The 22051-nt window shown below is 68.5% G+C and carries 21 protein-coding genes; 10 read left to right on the forward strand and 11 right to left on the reverse strand.

Annotated features, from left to right (window positions below):
- Positions 1-12: 12 nt before the first annotated feature.
- Both ACSQ9E_RS09435 and ACSQ9E_RS09440 read right to left on the reverse strand, forming a co-directional pair.
- Positions 13-780 carry a coniferyl-alcohol dehydrogenase gene (locus tag ACSQ9E_RS09435; protein WP_436217550.1) on the reverse strand — a complete coding sequence of 256 codons (768 nt, stop codon included), beginning with the start codon at positions 778-780 and terminating at the stop codon, positions 13-15.
- A gap of 52 nt (positions 781-832) precedes the next feature.
- Complete coding sequence (locus ACSQ9E_RS09440) at positions 833-2308, reverse strand: benzaldehyde dehydrogenase (protein WP_436217551.1); 1476 nt, start codon at positions 2306-2308, stop codon at positions 833-835.
- Between the two features lie 267 nt (positions 2309-2575).
- On the opposite strand from ACSQ9E_RS09440, the gene ACSQ9E_RS09445 reads away from it, so the two are divergent.
- Positions 2576-4429 (forward strand): sigma 54-interacting transcriptional regulator, encoded by a 1854-nt coding sequence (locus ACSQ9E_RS09445; RefSeq protein WP_436217552.1) that lies wholly within the window; start codon positions 2576-2578, stop codon positions 4427-4429.
- Positions 4430-4433: 4 nt separating this feature from the next.
- On the opposite strand, the gene ACSQ9E_RS09450 is transcribed toward ACSQ9E_RS09445, so the two are convergent.
- Both ACSQ9E_RS09450 and ACSQ9E_RS09455 read right to left on the reverse strand, forming a co-directional pair.
- Positions 4434-4787 (reverse strand): FlxA-like family protein, encoded by a 354-nt coding sequence (locus ACSQ9E_RS09450; RefSeq protein ID WP_082604452.1) that lies wholly within the window; start codon positions 4785-4787, stop codon positions 4434-4436.
- 52 nt (positions 4788-4839) lie between these two features.
- A complete protein-coding gene (locus ACSQ9E_RS09455; RefSeq protein WP_436217553.1) occupies positions 4840-5505 on the reverse strand; it encodes a lipocalin family protein in 666 nt (221 codons plus the stop codon).
- A 440-nt stretch (positions 5506-5945) separates the two neighbouring features.
- On the opposite strand from ACSQ9E_RS09455, the gene ACSQ9E_RS09460 reads away from it, so the two are divergent.
- Together ACSQ9E_RS09460 and ACSQ9E_RS09465 are read left to right on the forward strand one after the other, a co-directional pair.
- Positions 5946-6605, forward strand: coding sequence for a DUF1003 domain-containing protein (locus tag ACSQ9E_RS09460; RefSeq protein WP_082604450.1), 660 nt, complete (start codon positions 5946-5948; stop codon positions 6603-6605).
- 11 nt (positions 6606-6616) lie between these two features.
- Positions 6617-7213: a hypothetical protein gene (locus ACSQ9E_RS09465; protein ID WP_436217554.1), complete on the forward strand. Its 597-nt coding sequence runs from the start codon at positions 6617-6619 to the stop codon at positions 7211-7213.
- An 18-nt stretch (positions 7214-7231) separates the two neighbouring features.
- On the opposite strand, the gene ACSQ9E_RS09470 is transcribed toward ACSQ9E_RS09465, so the two are convergent.
- Together ACSQ9E_RS09470 and ACSQ9E_RS09475 are read right to left on the reverse strand one after the other, a co-directional pair.
- Entirely contained in the window at positions 7232-8026 is a 795-nt protein-coding gene (locus ACSQ9E_RS09470) for a GNAT family N-acetyltransferase (protein WP_436217555.1), read from the reverse strand.
- Positions 8027-8046: 20 nt separating this feature from the next.
- Positions 8047-9012 carry a helix-turn-helix domain-containing protein gene (locus tag ACSQ9E_RS09475; protein ID WP_436217556.1) on the reverse strand — a complete coding sequence of 322 codons (966 nt, stop codon included), beginning with the start codon at positions 9010-9012 and terminating at the stop codon, positions 8047-8049.
- A 288-nt stretch (positions 9013-9300) separates the two neighbouring features.
- On the opposite strand from ACSQ9E_RS09475, the gene ACSQ9E_RS09480 reads away from it, so the two are divergent.
- Both ACSQ9E_RS09480 and ACSQ9E_RS09485 read left to right on the forward strand, forming a co-directional pair.
- Positions 9301-10332 carry a carbon-nitrogen hydrolase family protein gene (locus tag ACSQ9E_RS09480; protein WP_436217557.1) on the forward strand — a complete coding sequence of 344 codons (1032 nt, stop codon included), beginning with the start codon at positions 9301-9303 and terminating at the stop codon, positions 10330-10332.
- A 23-nt stretch (positions 10333-10355) separates the two neighbouring features.
- On the forward strand, positions 10356-11393 hold the full coding sequence (locus tag ACSQ9E_RS09485) for a phenylacetaldoxime dehydratase family protein (protein WP_436217558.1): 1038 nt from the start codon (positions 10356-10358) through the stop codon (positions 11391-11393).
- Positions 11394-11413: 20 nt separating this feature from the next.
- Here ACSQ9E_RS09485 and ACSQ9E_RS09490 read toward each other — a convergent pair whose 3' ends face one another.
- From ACSQ9E_RS09490 to ACSQ9E_RS09500, 3 genes are read right to left on the reverse strand one after another with little or no spacing between them, the layout of a single operon-like run.
- Positions 11414-12277, reverse strand: a complete 864-nt coding sequence (locus ACSQ9E_RS09490) for an alpha/beta fold hydrolase (RefSeq protein ID WP_436217559.1) — start codon at positions 12275-12277, stop codon at positions 11414-11416.
- Positions 12278-12331: 54 nt separating this feature from the next.
- Positions 12332-13513 carry a M20 aminoacylase family protein gene (locus ACSQ9E_RS09495; protein ID WP_436217560.1) on the reverse strand — a complete coding sequence of 394 codons (1182 nt, stop codon included), beginning with the start codon at positions 13511-13513 and terminating at the stop codon, positions 12332-12334.
- A 2-nt stretch (positions 13514-13515) separates the two neighbouring features.
- Positions 13516-14529, reverse strand: a complete 1014-nt coding sequence (locus ACSQ9E_RS09500) for a tripartite tricarboxylate transporter substrate binding protein (RefSeq protein ID WP_428000389.1) — start codon at positions 14527-14529, stop codon at positions 13516-13518.
- Positions 14530-14748: 219 nt separating this feature from the next.
- On the opposite strand from ACSQ9E_RS09500, the gene ACSQ9E_RS09505 reads away from it, so the two are divergent.
- A complete protein-coding gene (locus ACSQ9E_RS09505) occupies positions 14749-15633 on the forward strand; it encodes a LysR family transcriptional regulator (RefSeq protein WP_057206917.1) in 885 nt (294 codons plus the stop codon).
- Here the strand turns inward: ACSQ9E_RS09505 and chrA are convergent.
- A complete protein-coding gene (chrA, locus tag ACSQ9E_RS09510; protein WP_436220206.1) occupies positions 15630-16985 on the reverse strand; it encodes a chromate efflux transporter in 1356 nt (451 codons plus the stop codon). The two genes, ACSQ9E_RS09505 and chrA, sit on opposite strands and share 4 nt — an antisense overlap.
- 41 nt (positions 16986-17026) lie before the next feature.
- Positions 17027-17917, reverse strand: a complete 891-nt coding sequence (locus ACSQ9E_RS09515) for a chromate resistance protein ChrB domain-containing protein (protein WP_436217561.1) — start codon at positions 17915-17917, stop codon at positions 17027-17029.
- Between the two features lie 280 nt (positions 17918-18197).
- On the opposite strand from ACSQ9E_RS09515, the gene ACSQ9E_RS09520 reads away from it, so the two are divergent.
- From ACSQ9E_RS09520 to ACSQ9E_RS09535, 4 genes are read left to right on the forward strand one after another with little or no spacing between them, the layout of a single operon-like run.
- Positions 18198-19385 (forward strand): ABC transporter substrate-binding protein, encoded by a 1188-nt coding sequence (locus ACSQ9E_RS09520; RefSeq protein WP_436217562.1) that lies wholly within the window; start codon positions 18198-18200, stop codon positions 19383-19385.
- 39 nt (positions 19386-19424) lie between these two features.
- Complete coding sequence (locus ACSQ9E_RS09525) at positions 19425-20282, forward strand: branched-chain amino acid ABC transporter permease (RefSeq protein ID WP_436217563.1); 858 nt, start codon at positions 19425-19427, stop codon at positions 20280-20282.
- 8 nt (positions 20283-20290) lie between these two features.
- Positions 20291-21292 carry a branched-chain amino acid ABC transporter permease gene (locus ACSQ9E_RS09530; RefSeq protein ID WP_436217564.1) on the forward strand — a complete coding sequence of 334 codons (1002 nt, stop codon included), beginning with the start codon at positions 20291-20293 and terminating at the stop codon, positions 21290-21292.
- Positions 21289-22047 (forward strand): ABC transporter ATP-binding protein, encoded by a 759-nt coding sequence (locus ACSQ9E_RS09535; protein WP_436217565.1) that lies wholly within the window; start codon positions 21289-21291, stop codon positions 22045-22047. Before ACSQ9E_RS09530 ends, ACSQ9E_RS09535 begins: the two co-directional genes overlap by 4 nt.
- Positions 22048-22051 lie beyond the last annotated feature (4 nt).

Consider the following 22051-nt stretch of genomic DNA (forward strand, 5'->3'; position numbering starts at 1 on the left):
CAATCCCCTCGATCAGAGATAGGTCGAGGCCAGCCCGCCGTCCACGGGCAGGTTGATGCCGCTGACCCAGCGCGCCGCGTCACTGCACAGGAAGGCGATCACGGGCGCCACCTCGTCGCTGAAGGCGGGGCGCTTCATGCGGTGCGCGTCTTTCTCCACGCGCTCCTGGCCCAGCATCTGCACGAAGTCGCCCAGGATGGGGGTGAACACCGGGCCCGGGGCCACGCAGTTCATGCGCACGCCGCGCTCCATGAAGATCTTCTGCGACTGGGTGGCGCTCCAGACGATCAGCGCCTCCTTGAAATACTGGTAGCAGGTCTCCTGAGGCACCGGGTGGCTGGCGAGCCACTGAGCGCCCGCTTCGAAACTGGTGGTGGCGCCCAGGGTGCGGTGTTGCTCCAGCCGCTCGGGCCACTGGGCGCCCAGGATGGAGGCGATGTGGACGATGGAGCTCCCCTCGGGCATGCGCTCCAGCACGCGTTGCGTGAAGTGGCGCAGCCCCAGGTAGTTCACCCGGCCCACCAGCTCGGCGGGCGCGGTGCCGGGCACACCGGCAATATTGGCCAGCGCGTCCACCTGCGCGGGCAGTTGCGCCACGGCGGCGTCGATGGCTGCGGGGTCGCCCAGGTCCACCTGGATGAAGCCGTCCAGGGTGAGCGTGGGGGCGTTGCGGTCCACGCCGATCACGCGGGCGCCCTGCTGGCGCGCCAGCTTGGCGAAGTCGGCGCCAATGCCCGAGCAGCAGCCCGTGACGACGATGGTCTTGTTGTGCAATGCCATGAATTTGTCTCCTGTGGATGTTTTTTGTGAAAAGCAATTGCCGTCTTGTCGGTCAGAAAGGGAAGGGCGGCGGCGTGTCCTTGACGGTGATCCACTGCCACTGCGTGTACTCATCCATGTCGGCCGGCCCGCCCACGCTGCCGCCGTTGCCGCCCAGGCCGGGGCCGCCGAAGGGGTTGGTGCAGTCGTCGTTCACGGTCTGGTCGTTGATGTGGACCATGCCGGCGCGCAGGCGCTGGCCGATGGCCATGGCGCGGCCCACGCTGGGGCTGATGACGGCGGCAGACAAGCCCCCCTGGCTGGTGTTGGCCAGGGCCACGGCTTGGTCATCGGTGCGGAAGGTGACGAGGTTGGCCACCGGGCCAAACGGCTCTTCGTCGAACGAACGGATGCCGGGCCTGACGCCCGAGAGCACCGTGGGCTGGTAGCACAGCCCACGGTAGGTGCCACCCGCTTCGAGCCTGGCGCCCTGCTGGATGCTGTCGTGAATCACCCGGTCAAAGCGTTCGAGCTGCTTGGCATCGATCATCGGCCCCAGGGCCACCTGGCCGCTGGCGCCGTCGCCCACGGGCAGGTGGGTGGCCTTGCCCACCAGGCGCTGCAGGATGGCGTCGGCAATCGACTCGTGCACCAGGATGCGGTTGGCGGCCATGCAGATCTGGCCCTGGTGGAACCACGCGCCAAACGCGGCTGCGCTGGCGGCAGCATCGGGGTCTGCGTCTTCCAGGATGATGAGGTTGTTGGCCCCGCCCAGCTCCAGCGACACCTTCTTGAGGTGCTGCCCGGCCAGCGCGCCGATGCGGCGGCCCACGGCGGGCGAGCCGGTGAAGGCGATCATGGGCACGCGCTCGTCCACCACCAGCGCCTCGCCCGCAGCCGCGTCGCCCGGCAGCACCTGCAGCAGGCCGGCGGGCAGCCCGGCCTCTTCGAACACCCGGGCCATGATGAAGCCACCGCTCACGGGGGTGCGCGTGTCCGGCTTGAGCACCACGGCATTGCCCAGCGCCAGGGCCGGGGCCACCGAGCGCAAGCCCAGGATGAGCGGAAAGTTGAATGGCGAAATCACGCCCACCACGCCGTGCGGCACGCGCCGCGCAATCGACAGGCGGCCCGGGGTGCTGGGCAGCACCTGGCCCTGGGCCTGCATGGGCAGGCTGGCGGCCAACTGGCACAGGGTGATGGCCTCGCGCACCTCGTGCTGGCCCTTGGCCAGAATGCCTCCGGTTTCGCGGGCAATCGCCAGCGCCAGTTCGTCAAAGTGCTGCTGGAACACGGCGGCCGCCCGGTGGAAGATGGCGGCGCGCTCGCGCGGGCCCAGCGCTGCCCAGGCCGGCTGCGCCCGGTGCGCCAGGCCGATGGCGGCCTGCATGTCCTGCGCACTGGCAATGCCCACGCGGCCGAGCACCTGGCCCGTGGCCGGCTCCACCACGTCGCGCACCTCCTTGAGCGCCGTGGTCCATGCCCCGTCGAAGGCCTTGCCCGCCCACAGGCGGTTGTCCAGCAGGCCTGGTTTTTCTGAAACACCCATTGCATTGCTCCTTGGTTGAAAGAATCGGCGCGCACTGTGGCGGCAACTGCACAGGGATTTGCAACGGGCGTACCAGCCCTCTGGGCAAGGCGGCCGAAAACAGCCTCTGGCACCTGCTTTTTGAGAGGCGAGGCTACGGACTTTCCCTAGGCATCCAAGCGGCTGGATCGGGCGACTTTTTGCGCAAAAATAGTTACTATTAATAAGCAGTTTGGGCAATGGCAATTGCTCAAATGATCACTTTTCGATCACTTCCTGGTAACCACCATGCCCAGACGCCGTGTCTCCCTGGCCGACCTGAACCGCAGCACCGCCACCGGCCAGGCCGCAGGATTGCCGGGGCCTGCGCTGCCGGCCGCGCTGGGCGGGTTTGACACCGTGGGCGTGAGCCAGCATGCCCACCCCACGGTGGCGGACATCAGCGAATGCCTGTTCTTCTCGCCGGGAGACGGTCGCATCTGGCTGCAGGACCAGCGCATGATCCTGTTGCACTCCGAGGCCCTGGGCTCGCTCAGGCGCGAGCTGATCGACAGCATTGGCCTGGACAAGGCGCGCGGCCTGCTCACCCGCGCCGGCTACGTCGGTGGCGCGCGCGATGCGCGCATGGTGCGCCAGCAGTGGCCCGACGCCGATCCCCCGGCCGCCGCCATCGCCGGCACCCGCCTGCATGCGCTGGAAGGGGTGGTCCAGGTGGAGGTGGTCCACGTGCGCTACGACGCCGAGACCGGTGACTACGAAGGCGAGTTCATCTGGCACAACTCCAGCGAGGACGACGAGCACATCGCCGCCTATGGCGTGGGGGGGTCTCCGGCCTGCTGGATGCAGGTGGGCTACGCCACGGGCTATGTGAGCACGCTGTTTGGCCGCATGATCGTGTTCCGCGAGGTGGAGTGCCGCTCCTCGGGCTCGGCGCACTGCCGCGTCATCGGCAAGTCGGCCGAGCGCTGGGATGACCCCGGGCAGGACCTGTTCTACCTGAACGCGCAGGACTTCGTGGGCACCCCGCCCGCTGCGGCCCGGGCGCCATCGCGCAAGGGCACCCTGGGGGCTTCGCCGGGTTCGGTGGCCTTGGCAGGGGCTCCCGCCGCCGATGGTGCCACCATGGTGGGCGCCTCATCGGCCTTCAATGCCGCCTGCCACATGCTGCAACGCGTGGCGCCCACGGCTGCCACCGTGCTGTTCACCGGCGAGTCCGGCGTGGGCAAGGAGATGTTTGCCAGCATGCTGCACCGCATCAGCCCGCGCCAGGCCCAGCCCCTGGTGGCGCTGAACTGCGCCGCGATCCCCGAGACACTGGTCGAGTCCGAACTGTTTGGTGTGGAGCGCGGCGCCTATACCGGCGCGGGGGCATCGCGGCCCGGGCGGTTCGAGCGAGCCCACGGCGGCACCCTGTTCCTGGACGAGATCGCCACCCTCAGCCTGGTGGCGCAGGGCAAGCTGCTTCGGGCCCTGCAGGAGGGAGAGATCGAGCGGGTGGGCGGCACGCGCACCATCACGGTGGACGTGCGCCTGGTGGCCGCCACCAATGTGGACCTGCGCCAGGCCGTGCGCGAGGGCAGCTTCCGCGAAGACCTGTATTACCGGCTCAACGTCTTTCCCATCCACCTGCCGCCGCTGCGCGACCGGCGCGATGACATCCCGCTCTTGATGGGGCACTTTCTCGCGCACTACCAGCGCAAGCACCGGCGCCAGGGCCCGGGCTTCAGCCAGGCGGCCGTGAAGGCCATGTTCAACTACCCTTTCCCGGGCAACATCCGCGAGTTACAGAACCTCATCGAGCGCAGTGTGATCCTCGTTAACGATGGCGAACCCATCGCGCCCCACCACCTGTTTAGCAGTGGCGAGCAGCCTGGCACCGGCGTGATGTCCCTGCAATTGGGTGCCGACACCACCGCAACCCTGCACATGCCCTGGGCGGGGGGCAGCCCCCCGGCAACCCAGGCCGCTGCAGCGGCCATGCCCGGGGTGGCCCCGCTGCACCAGGCCGAGGCCCAACTGCTGCGCCAGGCACTGCACAGCGCCGCCGGCAATGTGGCCTCTGCCGCCCGCCTGCTGGGCATCAGCCGCGCCACGCTGGCCTACCGCTTGCGAAAGTTCGGCATTCCTGCTGGTCGACCCTGAGGGATCAGGCGTAGGTATCGAGCTGGCTGCCCAGGCTGGTGGAGGCCTGGGTTTCGGTTTTGGCGCGCTGCTCGCGTGCGGCCTGGGCTGCCACCTCGGCCTTCTGGGCCTGTGCGGCCTGCTGTTCCTGCTGCCGCGCGCGCTGGATGGCAGCGATCTGCGCCTGCACCATCTGGATCTGGGCCTGCAGCAGCTTGACCTTCTCCTTCTTGGCCTTGGCGTCCATGTCGGAGGTGGCCACGTTCTTGAGTTCTTCGGTCAGGGACTGCAGCTGCTTTTGCAGCTTGCCGATCTCGCTGCCGCCGCCGCTGCTGGACGAAGACACCTTGCCGGCCGATGATGAGGAGGAGACTTGCATGCCTCCCTTATCGGCAGGGTGGGCGCAAAACTTTAGTGCGGTGTGGGGTCTCTCAACTCTTCGATTGGGCTGCCGGAGCCGGGCCATCCTGCGCTACCCACAGCACCTTGTCCACCTGCACCCCGAGTGCCTGGGCCTTGGCCAGCAATTGCTCGCGCACGCCGGGCGGCAGTGTCTTGGTGCGCGACAGGATCCAGAAATAACCCCGGTTGGAGCCGACCACCATGGACCACTGGTAGTCCGGGTCCAGCGCCACCACGTTGTAGCCGCCGTAGAAGGGGCCGAAGAACGAGACCTTGAGGGCGCCCTTGTCGGACTCGCCGGCAAAGCGGGCCTTGCCCTCGGCCTCTTTCCAGCGGTCCCGGCCGGGGTCGAAACCGCGGTTGATCACCTGGATGGTGCCATCCGGGTTGGGGAGGTAGTTGGCCGTGGTCTGCTGCAGGCCGCGCTCGAACGAATGGTCCAGCCGGGCCACCTCGTACCACTGGCCTGCATAGCGCTGCGCGTCGAAGCCCGCCACCGGCTCAATACCGGCAGGTGGGTGCGTGGAGCAGGCCGTGAAGAACAGCACCGCGCCCAGTGCCAGCACGCCAATGGTGTTGGGCAGGAAGCGGCGGCCGGCAGAGCGCGCCGCACCGGTGCGGGCAGCGGTGGCGGCGTGCTGTGGATGTTGTTCTGGCGTGTCTCGCATGGCTCGCAGTTCAATCGTGTCAGGCATGGTGTTGTCCCTGGCTGAGGGGTTCGTCGCAGTCCTTGGCATGGGCCGGCCATTGGGGCGGGCGCAGCCTGTTCTGCGGCGGTGTGGTCAATGTAGTGAGGGCACTGGCCGCCGCGTGTAGGCGCGCGCTGGCATCCCCTGTCGGCGGGAAGGGGGCTGCGCGGCCATGCTGCGCAGCGCCCCCTGGTCACCGCCGCGCATCACACCATGGGGCGGCGCCGTTTTAGGTGGATGGGCTGGAAGTCCGCCGGCGTTATTGCCACAAAAGTCACGGTTTGGCGGCAGGAGTGGGGCGGCCGTACTGCCCGCGCAATCCCCGCGCCTGCTGGCACAGAACTTGAAGGCTCCCAGGGGGCAGGGCACTGCAGGGTAGAGTGGCACCAACCCTGTGCCGTATGGCGCGCCCAGTTCTGTTCCCCCGCTTGCATGAGGTCCTTCGCATGACGACAACATCCACCGTCCCCGGTACAGCGTCCACCGCTCCCGCCAAGGATTCGCCTCCCGTGGTCGATCACCTGCGGTTTCTGCGCAAGCATGAGCATCTGTCCCCGGCCTTCGGCAACGACGGCTTCGCGCGCAAGGCCGAAGCCTTTGCACGCGTGTTCGGTACCCCCAAATTTCTGGCCGCGCAGACCGCATTCGTCGCAGTCTGGATCATCGCCAACATGACGGGCGTTGCCAAATTCGATGCCTACCCCTTCATCTTGCTCAATCTGGCGTTCAGCCTGCAGGCGGCCTATGCCGCCCCCCTGATCCTGCTGGCGCAGACACGCCAGGCCGAGCGCGACAAGGCGCTTGCCGATGCCGATGCCCAGCACCGTGAAGACCTGGCCCGAGCCACCGAGCAGCGCCAGGCGATTGCCACCCAGAACACCGCCCAGTTGATCGAGTTGCTGGAGCAGAACACCCGCCTGACCGAGATGACCAAGAAGCTCAGCGAGCGCATCGAAAGCCTCACGGTGGAAATGCACCACCGCATGCACTACGTGCCCGCCCTCGCGCGGGCCCAGCAACAGGCCGACCAGCCGGGCATCCAGCAGTCTGGCGGGCCCGGCAGCAGCTATGGCGGCAGCGGTGAGGGCGGTCCGCGCCAAGGGTGAAGGACCACGCCATGTTCGCTCGCTACCCGCTTCCTGCCACCGATGGCGCCACAGCCCTCGACACGGCTTGCGACCTGCAACTGCTGCAGGCCCACTCCGTGCCGGGGCGGCCTCTCACGCTGCTGTACTTGGGGCCGGAGCGCACGCTGATCGTGCCAGTGGACCCCGCCGGCGCTGCCCCGCATGGTGCCGCGATCACCCTGGCCCTGGGCACGCACAAGACCGCTCGCGCATTCTTCCGCCGCGACATACCGACCCCGTTGGAGCTGGAAAACGCCATCGCCAGCGTCGAAGACGAGGTCTACCTGGCCCACCGGCAGTACGCTGCGCAGGGCAATGCGCGGGGTAGGGCCTGGTGGTCTACCGACGCGCATCTGGTGGCCCTGGCTGAGCTGGCCGGCCTGCCCCGTGCACCCGCCATGCTGCTCACCCTGGACGCCATGGAGCGCCTGTTCCAGCGCCTGGCCGTCGTGTCCGAAGGCCGGCCCGCTGCCAGCGAGGGCCTGCCCGAGAGCGTGGAGTTCGCCACCACCTTGCTGCTGCTGCGCGAGCTGATGCACCACATGCCGTTTGCCGAACTGCACCTGGTGGGGCCGTCGCTGGGGTGAATCGACCTTCTCCTTCTGTCAGCTGGAAAGATTCCAGGAGTAAACCGCAAACTCGTGGACCGGCTTGAATCCGAGGGCCTGGGCCAGTTCGTAGGAGGCCCGGTTGCCCTTGAAGCAATCCCACCCCGGCTCCAGCCCGCGCCGCAGGCACGCATCGATGAACGCCGTGGCTGCAGCCCTGGCCAGGCCCAGCCGCCGGTAACCGTCAAAGGTGCAGATGTCGATGTCGTGCCGCGCCCCCTTCACGAACACCGAGTAGCACAGGCTGGCCACCCGCCTCTCGTGGAGCACGCAAAAACCGACGCCATCGCGTTCGAACTGCGCATCGGAGGCCCACATGCCGGACGCAAAGGGGTACTGGCCACCATCGGCCAGGTGCCGCAGCAGCTGGGCATCCAGGGGCACCAGGCGATGGCCCGGCGGCAGGGGCTGTTCGGTGCGCTGCGCCGCAAAGCGGCTGCGGTCGTACGAGAAGGCCACGCGCTGCAGCTTTTGCACGCCTTGCGCCTGGCGCTGGTCGAGCACCTGCTCCCAGGCGGCATGGCCCGGGTACAGAATGAAGAAGTCTTGCTGGGCAGGCGCCTGCAGCCAGTCCAGGCAGGCCGTTGCAAATGGCGTGTCGGGCCGCTCGCCCGCCAGCACGCAAAAGCCGTTGTCGTAGACAAAGGCGGCGCGCAGGTCGCCGTCTTTCGGGACAAAGATGCGGCCCCGGGTGTGGCCCGACAGCACGGCACCCATGATCTCGGTGCCCGCGTGGAGCCCATCGAGCAGCGGGGTCAGTAGGTGGAAATCTTCCGCATTCAGTTCATGCATGGGGCCGATTGTGCCAACGCTCAGCCCCTGATTTCAGCCAGCCCCTGTGCCCGCCACCCCCGTGGCGATTGCCCGAAGCGCTCCTTGAACGCCCGGCTGAAATGCGCCGCATCGTTGAAGCCCCAGCCGAACGCGATCTCCGCCACCGAGGTCTTCGTGCGGCGTGCATCCAGCAACTCGCGGCTCGCGCCATCCAGGCGCTGGCCCCAGAGGTAGTGCGATGGTGACTGCGGCTCGGCCTTGAACAGGCGGTGCAGGTGGCCGCTGGACATGCCCAGGTCGGTGGCCACGGATTCGATGGTCAGCGCCGGGTCGCGCAGCCGGCCATCGATGTGCCGCTTGATGCGCGCCACATGGTAGGCACCCATGGTCGAGGGCTCGGCCCGGCTGCAGGCGGGCAGCGACTGCAGGCCGGCCACCAGCACGCTGATGACGCCGCTGGCCACGGCAGCGGCCGAGGCGGCGGGCAGGGTGTCCACCTCGCCGCGCAAGGCGGTATCCATGCTGGCCATCAGGTGCCCGGCCCCGCTGCGGCCCGAGACGGTGGTGGCCGTAAGCTGCTCGGTACCCGCCACCAGCGCACGCAATTGCTCGCCGCGCAGCTTGAGCACGATCTCTTCGAAGTCCTCGCTGAACTGCAGGGTGTAGGGCCGCGTGCTGTCGTACAGCGCAAAGTCGCCGGGGGCCACGGCGGCGTCGCGCCCGTCCTGGGAGATGACGCCGTGCCCCTTGGTTTGCAGGCTCACGATGAAGCAGTCGTCCGTGGCGCGTGAGATGAAGCTCGGCGTGCGCACCACGCGCTGCGCGCAGGAGCGCACCACCGACAGGTCCAGCCCCGGCAGGTGGTGGCTCTGAATGGAGCCGCCAAAGCGGTCGCCACGCGGCGCATCGCATTCGAGCTGCACGTAGGTGGTGCAGATCATGTCGGTCCAGTAGGCCAGCCGGTCGCGCGGCGCAATGGGGTCGGTACTCAAGAGTTGGCTCATGGCGGGGTCTCAAGCGGGCATGGGGAGGAAGGGAGCGGAAGCACCCATCATCCTCCGGGCGCGCCCATTCTTCAAGCAAGGCCTATGCCGGTTAACCCCAGGTGGCGAGCCTGGATCAAGCCTTGGGAGACTTTCAGTCAAGTCGCCGTCCGCGTGGCTTTACGGCAAGAGCCGCGAGACCCACAGGCAAGACGGCGCGCTGCTTCGGCCCGAGCATTCGGGAACCGCAGCAGGCATTGCCCGCGCACGGCCCCAGCCCCCCTTCAACTTGATCGACAGGACCCATCCATGCCCGCCACCCTCCACCCCAAGCTGCGCGTAGCCGCCGTCCAGGCCGCGCCCGTGTTCCTCGACCTCGACGCCACCATCGACAAGACCATTGCGCTGATGAAGGAGGCGGCCAGGCAGGGCGCGCAACTCGTGGCCTTCCCCGAAACGTGGATCCCCGGCTACCCCTGGTGGATCTGGCTCAACTCGCCCGCCATGGGCATGCAGTATGTGCAGCGCTACAACGACAACTCGCTGGTGGTCGGCTCGGCCGAGTTCCAGCGCCTGGCGCAGGCCGCACGCGACATCGGTATCTGGATGTCCACCGGTTACAGCGAACGTGCCGGCGGCAGCCTCTACATCGCCCAGGCCCTGTTCGACGATCAGGGCCGCGTGGTCAAGACGCGGCGCAAGCTCAAGCCTACCCACGTGGAGCGCACCGTGTTCGGTGAGGGCGACGGCAGCGACCTGGCGGTCATGCCGACCGCCATCGGCAATGTCGGCATGCTCGCCTGCTGGGAGCACCTGCAGCCCCTGAGCAAGTACGCCATGTACGCGCAGAACGAGCAGATCCACATCGGCGCCTGGCCCAGCTTCTCTTTGTACCGGGGTGCGGCCAACGCCCTGGGGGCCGAGGTCAACAATGCCGCAAGCCAGATCTACGCGGTCGAAGGCGGCTGCTTCGTCGTCGCGCCATGCGCCACCGTGTCAAAGGACATGCACGCCATGCTCTGCACCGACGATCTGCAGCGCCAGCTGCTGCTCGAAGGCGGCGGTTTTGCGCGCATCTACGGCCCTGACGGCGCATTGCTAGGTACACCGCTGGGCGAGAAGGATGAAGGCCTGGTGATTGCCGATATCGACCTGGGCACGATCTCCCTGGCCAAGACCGCCGCCGACCCTGCCGGCCACTACGCCCGGCCCGACGTCACGCGGCTGCTGCTCAACCAGACGCCGGGCGACCGTGTGGTCTCGCAGGTACCCGCCGGCATGGCGGCAGCGGCGGCCAATGAAGCCAGCGCCGAGCCCGCACTCGTGCTGGCCGAGTCCTGAGCATTGCGCACCGGAGCCGCGCCATGGAATCCGCCATCCCCACCCACCTGCAATGCCCGCGCCTGCGCCACCGCAGGGTGCCCGACGACTATGTGCCGCCATACCCCGCCACCGTGGCGCGTTACCACCCAGAAGTCACGCGTGTGGTCATGGGGTACTTCGGCATCCAGTACCGGGCTGACATACCGGCGCCGGCATTGGCCGCCCGGGCGCTGCACTGCATCACCGAGGCCTTTGCCGCGGCCAACGGCCCGGGCCACTGGGACCGCGCGCAGTGCGTGGACCAGGCGGGCTACCTCAACACCATCACCATCGGCTACTGGGACAACCCGGCCGCCTATGCGGCCTGGTTTGCCGAGCACGGCGAGCGCTGGGCATCCGGCGCGTTCAACGAGCCCGGGCTGGGCCTGTTCACCGAGGTGCTGCAGCCCGCAGCGGACCGCTTCGAGACGCTGTTCTCCGGCGATGTGGTCGAGGGCGTGGCTGGTGTTTCCACAGGCCTGGGCGAACCCATCCAGGAGCACGCTTACTGGGGCGGCATGCGCGACCGCCTGGCCCTGTCGCAGACCAGTGGCATGTCGCCGGCCGGGGCGCCGAAGGTGGTCACCGAGGGCCTGCACCAGCGCGTGCTGCCGCACGAGAACCTGTGCCTCATCCGCTCCGGCCAGGACTGGACCGGTACAGAGGGCGATGAGCGGCGCATGTACACTGAGGAAGTCGAGCCCGTGCTGCGCGCCGGCATGGACTTCCTGCAAGACCAGGGTCGCCAGGTGGACTGCTATGCCAACCGCTACATGGCCGTGGTGGATGCTGCAGGCAAGCCCATGGACAAGAGCTTCGGCATGGGCTGGTGGCGCAGTCTCGCGTCATTGGAGCGCTGGGCCGAATCGCACCCCACGCACGTGGCCATCTTTGGCGCGGCCATGAAGTACCTGGGCACCATGGGCCCGGCGGCGCAGCTCAAGCTCTACCACGAGGTCACGGTGGCCACGGCGGCAGAGCAGTATTTCGAATACTTCAACTGCCACCCGCGCACGGGCATGCTGGGGGCGGCAGGGTAGGCGCTCCCTATGGGCGGCACTCAACCCCGCTGGCAAACCGCCACGAAGGCGTCGAGCAGCGCGCCGAACTGCGCCGGGTTCTCCCATTGCACGGCGTGGCCGGCGCCTTCCACCACCTGCACCTTGCCGCGCCACAGGGTAGGGATGGTGGGGGCCAAGCCGTCAAGGTAGGCCGCGTTCACGATCTGCTCGTGCGCGCCCTGCACGATGGCCAGGGGCCGGCCGATGGTGGCGATGATGTTGAGCTCATCCGCATAGCCCACGGTGCCTATGCCTGCCGCCAGGGATGCGCGGGCGTGGCCGTCCGTGCGGCGGGCGTCCTGCAGCATGAAATCGGCTGCAGCCACGCCGGGCGCCATGTAGTCGGCCACCCAGGCGCGGGCGTCGTCCTCGGACCAGTCCTTGACGAAGCCCAGGCCGAGCTTGAGGAAGGCACCGCCGAAATCCGCCGTGGGCGGAAACGGCAGGGGCGGCGTGCCGAAGACCATGAAGCCCGCCGCCTGCGGCAGGGATGCCGCCGCTTCGAGCACGGCATGCCCGCCCAGGCTCCAGCCCACGAACACGGCGTTCTCCACCCCCATCTGGCCCGCCACGGCGCGGACCACATCGGCATAGCCGGGAATGCTGTAGACCGTGCTGCGCACCATTTGCTCGGCATCGGCGGACTGGCCGTGGCCCGGCAGGTCCGGCGCGATCAGGCGGTACTTCTTGCCCAGCTCGCCGGTGAGCAGGGGCTCCCACACGCGCGACGAGGAGGAGTTGCCATGCACCAGCACCACAGCCGGGCCGCTGCCGCCGCTGTCGTGTACCGAGATGCGCTCGGAGCCGATGGAGAGCACGCGGCTGGGCGATGGTCGGGCGTCGAAGGTCGAATCTGCGGACATGCGGTCGGGCTCCCTGGCGGTTGGTTCAATGGGCGAAAGGTGGTGCACCCTCGGTCACTGCGGCGGCAAAAAGGTCTCGGCCAGCCGTACCCAGTACGCGCCGCCCACCACGATGTTGCCGTCATGGAAATCGTACCCCGGGTGGTGCACCATGCAGCCCCCGGGGGCATTGCCGTTGCCGATCTGCAGGTAGGAGCCGGGCACCTTCTCCAGCATGAAGGCAAAGTCCTCGCTGGCGGGCAGGGCCGCGGCCTGCAGCGTCACGCGCTCGGGGCCCAACAGGTCCAGGGCCACCTCGCGCGCCAGTTCGGTCTCCGCCGGGGTGTTTACCAGCACGGCGTAGCCCGGCCGCCAGTCGAGGCGGGCCACCACGCCGTAGCCCGTGGCGGTGGCGTCCACCAGCGCGCGGATGCGCTGCTCCAGCAGCGCACGCACGCCGCTGTCCATGGCGCGTACGCTGATCTCCAGCACGGCGCTGGCGGGGATCACGTTGTTGGCCTGGCCGGCGTGCAGCGCGCCCACCGTCACCACGGCCATCTGCTGCGGGTCGACATTGCGCGAGACGATGGTCTGCAGCCCCATCACCAGGCTGGCCGCAGCCACCACCGGGTCGATGGCCACGTGCGGCATGGCGCCGTGGCCGCCCACGCCCTCCAGGGTGATGGTGGCGTAGTCGCTCGAGGCCATGGCCGGCCCATCGCGCAGCAGCAGGTGGCCCTGTTCCACGCCGGGCATGTTGTGCATGGCAAACACGGCATCGCAGGGGTAGCGCTCGAACAAACCGTCGGCCATCATGCGCAGCGCGCCGCCGCCGCCTTCTTCGGCGGGCTGGAAGACCAGGTTCAGCGTGCCGCTGAACTGGCCGTGCTCCGCGAGGTACCAGGCCGCCGCCATCAGCATGGCGGTGTGGCCGTCGTGCCCGCAGGCGTGCATCACGCCCGGGTGGGCGCTGCTCCAGGCGACGCCCGTGGCCTCGGTGATGGGCAGGGCGTCCATGTCGGCGCGCAGGCCCAGGCGCGGGCCCTGGCCGCGCACCAGCCTGCCCACCACCCCGGTGCCGCCAATGCCGCGCTCCACCGCGTAGCCCCAGCGCGTGAGCCGCTCCGCCACCAGTTCGGCCGTGCGCTGTTCTTCAAAGGCCAGCTCCGGGTGGCGGTGGATGTCGCGGCGCAGGGCGATGAACTCGCTCGCGTGCTCCTGCAGGGTGTCGAACAAGCTGCGGTTCATCGTCGTCATCGTCATTGCGGCTGCAGGTTGATGGAGCGGGCGATCTCGCGGTAGCGGGCCGTTTCGCTCTCGAAGAAGGCGGTGGACTCGGCCAGCGTCATTGCGGGCGATGCCACCATGGACTGCGCTGCCAACTGGGTGTGCACCGTCGGGTCCTTGAGCGCGCGGCCGATGGCCTGGTGCAGGCGCTGAACCACGGGCTCGGGCGTCTTCTTGGGCACCATGAAGCCGGTCCAGATCTTGTACGAAAAGTTGGGCAGGGCCTTGCCCTCGCTCACCGTGGGGATGTTCTTGAGCATCTCCGAGCGCTGCGCGCCCAGTTGGGCAATGATCTTCAGCCGCCCCTGGTCGGCCATGGCGCCCATGGCCGAGCTGTAGACCAGCACCGCAAAGTCGAGCTGCCCGCCGCCCAGGTCCTGCAGCAAGGGCGCATTGCCCTTGTAGGGGATGTGCTGCATGGTGGTGTGCGTGGTCTGCTGCACCTTCTCCAGGATCAGGTGGTACAGCGAGCCGATGCCCACGCTGCCGTAGCTCAGCGGGTCCTTGCCCGGCGTGCGTGCCAGCGCGATCAGCTCGTCCACGCTGTTCACGCCCAGGTCCTTGCGCGTCACGAAGACCATGGCCGCGTCGGACACCGGGTGCACCAGGCGGAAGTCCTCCGTGCGCAGCTTCACTGCGGCATTGGCCAGCGGCGCCAGGATAGCCTCGTTGGGCGAGCCCTGGAAGATGTAGTACCCGTCGGCCGGCGCGGCCAGCACCTTCTGCGCGGCCATGGCGCCGGCTGCGCCGCCCAGGTTCTCCACGATCACCTGCTGGCCCAGCTCGCGGGTCATGGGGGTGTTGAGGATGCGGGCCATCGCGTCGGACGGGCCGCCCGCAGGGTAAGGCACCATCAGGCTTACCGGCTTGGCGGGGTAGGCATTGGGTGCCTGGGCCAGCGCGGCCAGGGGGCTGGCGCCGAGCACCAGGCCTGTGAGCCCGGCCAGTGTGGCGAGCAGGCGTTTCATCGCAATCGTTGTGTTCATTGATCGATCCCTTGCAGACAGATTGGTAAGCGGCCATGGCATCCCATGGTCTCCATTTCTTCGACACCCCTGGTCCCGCCACGCTTCTCTTGTCAGGGGCTGTGGCAGGTCAGTCGGGCCATCTTAGGATTGGCCTATCTGCGCGTCCAATGCATTGCAAAGTGGGTTAGCATGAGTTGAAGTTATTCAACTTTTTTGCACCAGAAGGGGGCAATCGGCATGACTTTGGTGCAGCTTCGGCACTTCATTTCGCTGGCCCAGACCGGCTCGTTCAGCAAGTCGGCCGAGGCCATGCACCTCACGCAGCCCGCGCTCAGCCGCAGCATCCGCGCCATCGAGGACGAGCTCGGCCTGCCGCTGTTCGACCGCATCGGCCGGCGCAGCGAACTCACGCCCTTTGGCCGCCAGGTGCTGCAGCGCGCCCAGCGCCTGGTGGACGATGCCGCCGAGCTGCACGCGCTGGGCCAGCGCATGCAGCAGGGCGAGGGCGGCGCCATCCGCATCGGCCTGGGCTCGGGCCCCGGCGCATTGCTGATGACGCCGCTGCTTATGCAGGTGGCCACGCGCCACCCGCAGCTCACGCTGGAAATCTCGCGCGGCAGCACCGACCGGCTGGTGCAGGCCCTGCGTGACCGCCAGCTCGACGCCCTGGTGATCGACGCCCGCTCGCTGCAGCCCGCCACCGACCTGCGCACCGAGCTGGTCTGCGAGATCCGCGGCTCCTTCATGGTCCGCCGGGGCCACCCGCTGCTGCGCAAGCGCGGCGGCGTGCGCTTCGAGATGCTCAAGGACTATCCCATCGCCTCCACCCCGCTCAGCGACGAGGTGGCGCGCCGGCTCATGGAAACCTACGGCCCCGAGGCCCACCCCGCCGCCTGCGTGACCCTGCGCTGCGAAGAGATACCGAGCCTGGTCGAGGTGGTGCGCAAGAGCGACGCCATCCTGCTGGCCGTGCGCGCCGCCGCGCCCGACCTGGTGGAGCTGCCCATGGTGCCCGGGGAGATCACCACCGCGCTGTTCGGCCTGGTCACCCTGGCCGGCCGCGCCGAAGCCCCGGCCATGCCCATCGTGCGCACACTGGTGCAGGAACTTCTGAAGGACTAGCCGCCCAGCATGCGCAGGGCCAGGCCCGCCAGCGCACAGCCGGCCAGCAGCGGCAGCACCCCCAGCTTGAAGCGGAACAGCGCCACACCGGCCAGCACGGTGATGCCGATGGAGGCGATGTCCACCCCACCGGCAAAGCCCTGCGGCCACCAGACATGCCAGGCGAAGAACAGGGCAAGATTCAAAATCACGCCAACCACGGCTGCGGTGATGGCCGTGAGCGGCGCCGTGAAGCGCAACTGGTTGTGCGTGGTCTCTATCAGCGGCCCGCCGGCCAGTATGAACACGAACGATGGCAAAAAAGTGAAGAAGGTCACCACCGATGCCGCCAGCGCGCCGGACCAGAAGGCCGCGTCGGGCCCGAGCACGTTGTGCAGCCAGCCGCCGAGAAAGCCCACGAAGGCCACCACCATGATCAGCGGGCCGGGCGTGGTCTCGCCCAGCGCCAGGCCATCGATCATCTGCCTGGCATCGAGCCACTGGTAGTGCTCCACCGCGCCCTGGTAGACGTAGGGCAGCACGGCATAGGCCCCGCCAAAGGTCAGCAGCGCCGCCTTGGTGAAGAACCAGCCCATCTGCGTGAGCGTGCCCTCCCAGCCCACCAGCGCCACCAGCACCCCCATGGCCGCCAGCCACAGGCCTCCGCCCACGGCCAGCACCTGCGCCAGGCGCTTGCGGCTGAACAGGGCATGGGCCGGGGTGGGGGTGTCGTCGTCGATCAGCGCGGGCCCATAGCCCCGCTGGGCGCTGCCGTGGCCTCCGGCCGTGAACAGCTGCGGCCAGCGCTGCCCGGCCACATGCCCGGCGAGCGCGGCCGCGAGCACGATGGCCGGGAAGGGCACGCTGAACGCCATGATGGCCACGAAGGCTGCCGCCGCCATGCCCCACAGCCAACGGTTCTTGAGCGCGCGCGTGCCGATGCGGTGGGCTGCATGCAGCACCAGCGCCGTCACCGCGGGCTTGATGCCGTAGAAGATGCCCTCCACCACGGGCAGGTGCCCATAGGCGATGTACACCCAGGACAGCAGTATCAGCAGCACCAGCGAGGGCAGCACGAACAGCCCACCCGCCACCAGAGCTCCGCGCGTGCGGTGCATCAGCCAGCCGATGTAGGTGGCCAGCTGCTGCGCCTCGGGGCCGGGCAGCACCATGCAGTAGTTGAGCGCATGCAGAAAGCGCTTCTCGCTGATCCAGCGGCGCCGCTCCACCAGCTCGGTGTGCATGATGGCGATCTGCCCCGCCGGCCCGCCAAAGCTGATACAGCCGAGCTTGAGCCAGAACCACAGGGCCTGGGCGAACGGCACGTCAGCGGGGCGTGCATCGGCGGCGGCGCCGTCGCCCTTGTCGGCCATCGTGGCCACGTTGCTCGTGTCGGTCATTTCATTCACATCGGTCATGCTGGCATGCCTTCGGGCGCCCAGTGGTGGCTTTCCTGCGGCCCTGTCACCCCCTGGCGGCACCAGGCGTAGAGCGCGTCGTACACGGGCATGGCCGCCGCAAGCATGCCCAGGTCGTCGCTGGCGTGCAGCTGCGAAAGCCCCTCCGACAAGGCCAGCAGCCCTGCGGCCTGCGGCGCCAGCTGCAGCTGGTCGGTATCGGCACCGCGCACGATGCGGGCCAGCGCAGCCAGGGCCGGGTCGGCCTGCAGTCCCAACGCGGCCAGCAGCGCATCGAAGCTGCACAGCGCGCCCTCGTGCGTGATGGGCGCACCGGGAATGTCGTAGGCCACGGCATGGAGCCGCTGCGCCTCGGGCAGCACCTGCGCCGCTTCCACGTAGAGGAACTCCGCGCGCGGGTCGATGAAGCGGCGCACCAGCCAGGGGCAGGCAATGCGGTCGATTTGGGGCCGCGCGCGCGTGATCCAGCGCGATGGGGCCGTGCCATCCACCCCCAGGTCGGGCCGCTTGCGCAGCGCCAGGGGCCGCACGGCGCGCCAGCGGGCCAGGTCCTCGGGCGTGTCGACGCCGGGCTCGCCCCCCTCGAACCCTCCCGCCAGGAAGCGGGCATTCCAGCCCGCCTGCCGCAGCACGGCCGCAGCCTCCTGGCTCACGGCGTGGCCGTACACGCAGTACACGACGGCCTCACAGGGCGGGGCGTCGGCGGCCAGGGCGGCAATGTCTTCGGGTGTGCAGTGCCGCGCGCTGGCCAGCAGGTGCGTGCTCTCGGCAAAGCGGGGCCGCCGGCGCACATCCAGGATGAGCGGGGCACGGGGCGTGCCGATGCGGGCGGCGAGGTCTTGGGGAAGAACGGAAAGGGGAAGGGCGTTGCCCATAGAGGTGTCCACGGATGACTCCGGCAAAGAGTGATCAGCGCTTGGATGGGACACCATCTATCCGTGAGGATTCGGGAGGCTGGATTCCCGATGCGCAAATCTTAACAGGTGTCTTTGACGCACTCTCCGTCGCAAGCGCTGGCACCCCTGGCCCTGCCAATGCACGTCCGTTCCGGGAAAACCCCTAACAAGTTGGTATTGCAACTGGTTGGTAAGCCAACCATAATTTGACGCATATCAACACGACTTGCGAGCGCATTGCCACGCAGGCGTCCAACCCAGGAGACTCCCCATGAACCCGACCCGTCGCACCCTTGCCTGCGCGCTGCTTGCCGCATCCGGCCTGGCCCTTGCCCCCGTGCAGGCGCAGGCGCAAAGCACTGCCGTCAAGGTGGGGGTGGTGGGGCCGTTCTCGGGGCCGTTCGCACACTACGGCGCACTGTTCAAGGCGGCGGCCGAGGCCTATGTGGCCAGCCAGGGCGGCAAGCTCGCGGGCAAGGACATCGAGTTCATCTACCGCGACACCGGTGGTCCCAACCCCGGCCAGACCAAGACCCTGGTGCAGGAGCTCATCGTCAAGGACAAGGTGGACTACCTGGGTGGCTTCGTCTTCACGCCCAACGCGCTGGCCGTGGCGCCGCTGATCCAGCAGTCCCAGACGCCCACCGTCATCTTCAACGCCGCCACCTCGGCCATCACCGAGAAGTCCGAGTACTTCATCCGCACCAGCTACACGCTGTGGCAGGTCACGGTGCCCATCGCCCAGTGGGCCGCCAGACAGGACATGAAGAAGGTGGTGACCGCCGTGACCGACTACGGCCCCGGCATCGACGCCGAAACCGCGTTCAAGGCCGAATTCACGAAGCAGGGCGGCACGGTGGTCGAGAGCATCCGCATGCCCATCGCCACCACCGACTTCGGCCCCTTCGTGCAGCGCATCAAGGCCAGTGGCGCGCAGGCGGTGTACACCTTCCTGCCCGGAGGTCCACCCAACCTGGGCTTCGTCAAGGCCTACAACGAGAACGGCCTGGCCAAGGCCGGCGTGCAGTTCCTGGGCACGGCCGAAACCGATGAGTTCGATCTGCAGAAGTTCGGCGACTCGGCCCTGGGCCTGACCACGGCGTTCCACTACTCCGGTGCCCATGACTCGCCCGAAAACAAGAAGTTTGTCGATGCCCTCAAGAAGCGTGACCCCGCTGCCGTGGCCAACTACGCCTCGGTGGGCGCGTGGGACGGCATGCACGTGATCCACAAGATGATCGAGGCCACCGGCGGCAAGAAGGACGGCGCCAAGGCCCTGGCCACCGCCCGAACCCTGCAGTGGGAGAGCCCGCGCGGCCCGGTGCGCATCGATGCCAAGACCCGGCACATCACCCAGAACGTCTACCTGCGCAAGGTGGAGCGCGTGGGTGGCCAGTTGGTCAACAAAGAGGTGCAGAGCTTCGGCCCGCACGGCGACTACGGGCTTGATGCCAAGTAAGGCCAGCGCAGCCGGGAACCCAACGAATCTGCCTTCGCCGTGAACACGCTTTTCAACATCCTCATCGACGGGCTGGCCTACGGCATGGTGCTGTTCGTCATCGCCGTGGGCCTGTCGGTCACGCTGGGCCTGATGCGCTTCGTCAACCTCAGCCATGGCGCCTTTGCCATGGTGGGAGGCTACTGTGCGGCATGGCTCACCCGCGAGGCGCAGTGGAGCTTCTGGCTGGCCGTGCCCGTGGCCATTGCCGCCACCGCGTTGCTGGGCGCCGTGCTCGAAGCGCTGGTGCTGCGCCACCTGTACCGCCGCAAGGAGCTGGACCAGGTGCTCTTCACCATCGGCCTGAGCTTTGTGCTGATCGCCGCGACCAACGCCATTGCCGGCCCTCAGGTGCAGCTTATCGTGCTGCCCCCGCTGCTGGCCGGCTCGGTGGACCTGGGCTTTCGCACGCTGCCGGCGCAGCGCCTGCTGGTGATCGGTGCCGGGCTGGCCGTGGCAGCGGCCGCCGCGTGGACGGTGACCCGCACCCGCTTTGGCGTGTGGCTGCGTGCCGCAGTGGACCACAGCGGCACCGCATCCACCCTGGGCATACCGATACGCACCGTGCAGTGCGCCAGCTTTGCGGCCGGTGCCGCGCTGGCCGGCTTCGGCGGCATTCTGGGTGCCGAGCTCATGCCGCTGGAGCCGTACTACGCCCTCAAGTACCTGGTGCTGGTGCTCGTGGTGGTGGCCGTGGGCGGCATGGGCAGCATTGCCGGCTCGCTGGCTGCTGCCGTGCTGCTGGGCACCATCGAGACCGCCAGCCGCTACCTGGCGTCCGAATGGGGCAGCCTGTTCTTCTTTGTCGCCATGGCTGCACTGCTTGCCTGGCGACCCCATGGTCTCCTGAAGCGATGAACACCACCATGACTCCTGTGCAAGCCGCCGCTGCCGTGGCCATGCCCGTGCAGCCTGCCCAGGCGGCACCGCGCTGTGCGCCGCCCTGGCGCGCACCCCTGCTGCTGCTGGTCGCGGGCCTGGCGGCCTGCGCCGCGTTTCCCGACCAATTGGGGCTCATCACGCGCATTTTCATCACCGGCCTGTTCGTGCTCTCGCTCGACCTGGTGGTGGGTGTGGCGGGCCTGGCCACGCTGGGGCATGCGGCCCTGTTCGGACTGGGCGCCTACGCGGCCGGCATCTTTGCGCTGCATGCGCATGCCGACCCGTTGCTGGGCCTGGGCGTGGGCATCGTGGCCGGGGCGCTCACGGCACTGGTCTCGGGCGCCTTCCTGCTGCGCTACCAGGGCTTCACCTTCCTCATGCTGACGGTGGCGGTCTCGCAGATCGTGCTGAGCCTGGTGCAGAAGGCGCGTGACTGGACGGGCGGCGACGACGGCCTCTCGGGCTTTGCCATGGCGCCGTTGCTGGGCCGCTTTGCGTTTGACCTGGAGGGCAAGGTGGCTGCCGTGTACTCGCTCGTGGTGCTGGTGCTGTTGTTCTATGGGGCGCAGCGTATCGTGCAGTCGCCGTTTGGCCTGGCGGTGCGCGGCATCCATGAAAACCGCGCCCGCATGGCCGCCCTGGGCACGCCCGTGTTCCGCCGCCTGTGGCTGCTGTACACGGTGGCGGGTGCGCTGGCGGGTGCCGCTGGCGCCCTGTCGGCCCAGACCAATGCGGTGGTGGGCACCGACGGCCTCTCGTTCGCGCTCTCGGCCGAGGCGCTGGTCATGCTCATCCTGGGTGGGGCAGGGCAGCTCACCGGTGCGCTGGTGGGGGCCACGGTGTTCACGCTGCTGCACCACACCGCCGCGTCCATCAACCCCTACCACTGGCTCTTCGTGGTCGGCGGCCTGCTGATGCTGGTGGTGCTGGTGCCGCCCGCGAAGGCCTGGGCCTGGCTGCGCCAGCGCGCGGGAGGAGTGCGATGAGCGGCCACGCCACCCCGGACACCCTGCTGGATGTGCAGGCGCTGGACAAGCGCTTCGGCGGGCTGCATGTCACGCGCAATGTCTCCTTTCAGCTGCGCGCGGGCGACCGGCTGGCGCTGATCGGCCCCAACGGCGCAGGCAAGACCACGCTGGTCAACCAGATCAGCGGCGTGCTGGAACCCAGTGCCGGCCAGATCTGGCTGCGCGGTGCCGACGTCACGCGCACCAGCCAGGCCCAGCGCGTGCGCGCCGGGCTGGCCCGCACCTTCCAGATCACCACGCTGGCGCCGCACTTTGCGGTGCAGCGGCAGATCGAGCTGGCGCTGTTCGAGCGTGAGGGCCTCACGGGCCGCCTGTGGCGCAGCATCGACGGCTACCCCGCGCTGCAGGCCGAGGCCCAGGACATCCTGGCCCGCTTCGGGCTGCAGGCCCATGCCGCCACGGCCACACAGGACCTGGCTTATGGCGAGCAGCGCCTTATCGAGATGGCGCTGGCCCTGGCCCTGCGCCCCAAGGTGCTGCTGCTCGACGAGCCCATGGCCGGCGTGCCCAAGGGCGACGGCGCCCGGCTGCTGGCCGCACTGGACGCGCTGCCCGGCGACCTGGCCGTGCTCATCATCGAGCACGACATGGACCTGGTGTTCCGCTTTGCCAACCGCATCGTGGTACTGGCCGAAGGCGCCGTGCTGGCCGATGGCAGCCCCGACGAGATCCGCCGCGACCCGCGCGTGCGCGCCGCCTACCTGGGAGCTTGAGAAC

It is taken from the genome of Acidovorax sp. LjRoot118, from assembly GCF_964253575.1.
Taxonomy (GTDB): domain Bacteria; phylum Pseudomonadota; class Gammaproteobacteria; order Burkholderiales; family Burkholderiaceae_C; genus Acidovorax.

Bases quoted from the DNA above. Each gene is read 5' to 3' on its own strand.
- ACSQ9E_RS09495 (WP_436217560.1), bottom strand. From the start codon at position 13,513: ATGACGACGATGAACCGCAGCTTGTTCGACACCCTGCAGGAGCACGCG.
- ACSQ9E_RS09445 (WP_436217552.1), top strand. From the start codon at position 2,576: ATGCCCAGACGCCGTGTCTCCCTGGCCGACCTGAACCGCAGCACCGCC.
- ACSQ9E_RS09440 (WP_436217551.1), bottom strand. From the start codon at position 2,308: ATGGGTGTTTCAGAAAAACCAGGCCTGCTGGACAACCGCCTGTGGGCG.
- ACSQ9E_RS09490 (WP_436217559.1), bottom strand. From the start codon at position 12,277: ATGTCCGCAGATTCGACCTTCGACGCCCGACCATCGCCCAGCCGCGTG.
- ACSQ9E_RS09530 (WP_436217564.1), top strand. From the start codon at position 20,291: ATGACTCCTGTGCAAGCCGCCGCTGCCGTGGCCATGCCCGTGCAGCCT.
- ACSQ9E_RS09460 (WP_082604450.1), top strand. From the start codon at position 5,946: ATGACGACAACATCCACCGTCCCCGGTACAGCGTCCACCGCTCCCGCC.
- ACSQ9E_RS09485 (WP_436217558.1), top strand. From the start codon at position 10,356: ATGGAATCCGCCATCCCCACCCACCTGCAATGCCCGCGCCTGCGCCAC.
- ACSQ9E_RS09470 (WP_436217555.1), bottom strand. From the start codon at position 8,026: ATGCATGAACTGAATGCGGAAGATTTCCACCTACTGACCCCGCTGCTC.
- ACSQ9E_RS09480 (WP_436217557.1), top strand. From the start codon at position 9,301: ATGCCCGCCACCCTCCACCCCAAGCTGCGCGTAGCCGCCGTCCAGGCC.
- ACSQ9E_RS09500 (WP_428000389.1), bottom strand. From the start codon at position 14,529: ATGAACACAACGATTGCGATGAAACGCCTGCTCGCCACACTGGCCGGG.
- ACSQ9E_RS09475 (WP_436217556.1), bottom strand. From the start codon at position 9,012: ATGAGCCAACTCTTGAGTACCGACCCCATTGCGCCGCGCGACCGGCTG.
- ACSQ9E_RS09535 (WP_436217565.1), top strand. From the start codon at position 21,289: ATGAGCGGCCACGCCACCCCGGACACCCTGCTGGATGTGCAGGCGCTG.
- chrA (WP_436220206.1), bottom strand. From the start codon at position 16,985: ATGGCCGACAAGGGCGACGGCGCCGCCGCCGATGCACGCCCCGCTGAC.
- ACSQ9E_RS09465 (WP_436217554.1), top strand. From the start codon at position 6,617: ATGTTCGCTCGCTACCCGCTTCCTGCCACCGATGGCGCCACAGCCCTC.
- ACSQ9E_RS09435 (WP_436217550.1), bottom strand. From the start codon at position 780: ATGGCATTGCACAACAAGACCATCGTCGTCACGGGCTGCTGCTCGGGC.
- ACSQ9E_RS09505 (WP_057206917.1), top strand. From the start codon at position 14,749: ATGACTTTGGTGCAGCTTCGGCACTTCATTTCGCTGGCCCAGACCGGC.
- ACSQ9E_RS09450 (WP_082604452.1), bottom strand. From the start codon at position 4,787: ATGCAAGTCTCCTCCTCATCATCGGCCGGCAAGGTGTCTTCGTCCAGC.
- ACSQ9E_RS09520 (WP_436217562.1), top strand. From the start codon at position 18,198: ATGAACCCGACCCGTCGCACCCTTGCCTGCGCGCTGCTTGCCGCATCC.
- ACSQ9E_RS09455 (WP_436217553.1), bottom strand. From the start codon at position 5,505: ATGCCTGACACGATTGAACTGCGAGCCATGCGAGACACGCCAGAACAA.